Genomic DNA, 1788 nt, shown 5'->3' on the forward strand with positions numbered 1-1788 from the left:
GTCGTTCGTCAGGCGGCGTGGGCGTCGTGTTCAAAACCTTGGTCGCATTTGCATGAAGCCCCCGGAATGTCTGTGCGTAACATCTTTCCTGATCTGATTCGTAGCCGGCAAAACACTATGGGCTGTCCCATTATTCGGGCAGTCAACCTTATTGCACTTCTGAATGTTGCGTATCGCGAGAACTGACGCGCTCTGAACGGTAGCGTCTCGGCGCGTGACCGATTACGCGTTTGAAGGCATTACTGAACGCGCTCTCGGACGTATAGCCAAGCGACCGTCCCACTACGGCCACTGGAAGATCGCCCTCGCGGAGCGCCCTCTCAGCCAGACGCATGCGCCATTCGGTCAGGTAGACGAAAGGGGTAACGCCAACCGACGTTTTGAAATGGAGGACAAACGTCGTCCGGGACATCGCGCACTCTCCCGCGAGCTCGTTTAGTTGCCATTCTCGACCTGGCTCTCCGTGCATCAGGCGCAGTGCGGGGACAAGCCGCGAATCGCCTAGCGCCCGCAGCCAACCAGCAGGAAATTCTCCGGAAGCCGCAAGATGAGCGCGCAGTAGTTCGATAAACATCAGCTGTGCGAGTTGCGTGGACGCTGTACCCGAGCCGGGTTTTTCCTCGGCCTGCTCGCGGACGAGCCTCTCGATAAGCCATTTCAAGTCTGCCGCATGGGCGGACGACGCCTGGACATGAATCAACGGCGGCATTGCGGTGGCGAGAAAATTCCCGTTCACTGAGTCGAGCACGATGTGTCCGCCCAACTGGACACAGTCTTGTCCATCGCCTAGTGTCACAAATTTCTTCCCCTGGCCGAAAAATAGAGATTTCGCATCGAGCGGTGCAACCGCAAGGTCACTTGCGAGCACGAACGCGCGTTTCGCGGAAAGGAGCACCACGTCTCCCGTTTCGACGCGGATTGCCGCCTCGTCGCCCTCGACACGCAGCCAGCATGCGCCCTTGATCAAAGCAGCAAATTTGATCTTGTCGGGAGCCGGAAAGCGCAAGGCCCATGGACCGCCAGCAGCGAAGCCACCGGCGAGGACGGTTTGAGCGCCCACCAGCGTGAGGACATCGGAAAACAGATCGTTTGGCATGTCCGCACTATTGCGCAAGTAAAGCGGCTTTTCAAGCATTCACCGTCCGGATCTCTGCGACTAAAGTGCTTTCTTTGGCGACGAACACGTCGCTCTGACGTAACTTTATCGGGAGATAAGCCATGCGTTACATCAAGCTCGGCAGGACTGGCCTCGACGTTTCACCGATTGCGCTCGGTTGCATGACCTACGGTCAGCCCGACCGCGGACATCCAGTTTGGTCGTTGAGCGAGGACAGGAGCCGTCCTCTCATCAAACATGCGATCGAGTCGGGCATTAACTTCTTCGATACCGCGAACATGTACTCGCAAGGGTCGAGCGAAGAGATTCTTGGCCGTGCGCTCAAGGACTTTGCGCGCCGTGACGAGATCGTCGTGGCCACCAAGGTGCGTCATCCCATGCACGCGGGTCCTAACGGGGCGGGCCTCTCGCGCAAGGCCATCCTTTCCGAAATCGACCATAGCCTGCGTCGGCTCGGAACCGACTACGTCGACCTCTATCAAATTCACCGCATGGATGGCCGCACACCGATCGAAGAGACGCTGGAGGCGCTGCACGATGTAGTCAAGGCGGGCAAGGCCCGCTATATCGGGGCGTCGTCAATGTTCGCCTGGGAGTTCAGCAAGTGTTTGCATCTGCAGCGTCGGCATGGCTGGGCACGTTTCGTGTCGATGCAGGACCACTACAATCTG

At 58.3% G+C, this 1788-nt stretch carries 2 protein-coding genes; one reads left to right on the plus strand and one right to left on the minus strand.

Features of this window, described 5'->3' with window-relative positions:
• Nucleotides 1-148: 148 nt before the first annotated feature.
• Nucleotides 149-1135, minus strand: a complete 987-nt coding sequence (locus HB376_RS40545) for an AraC family transcriptional regulator (RefSeq protein ID WP_255631899.1) — start codon at nt 1133-1135, stop codon at nt 149-151.
• Nucleotides 1136-1218: 83 nt separating this feature from the next.
• On the opposite strand from HB376_RS40545, the gene HB376_RS40550 reads away from it, so the two are divergent.
• On the plus strand, nt 1219-1788 hold a 570-nt coding region (locus HB376_RS40550; RefSeq protein WP_213769301.1), incomplete at its 3' end, for an aldo/keto reductase.

The organism is Caballeronia sp. dw_19 (genome assembly GCF_018449515.1).
In the GTDB taxonomy this organism is placed as follows: domain Bacteria; phylum Pseudomonadota; class Gammaproteobacteria; order Burkholderiales; family Burkholderiaceae; genus Caballeronia.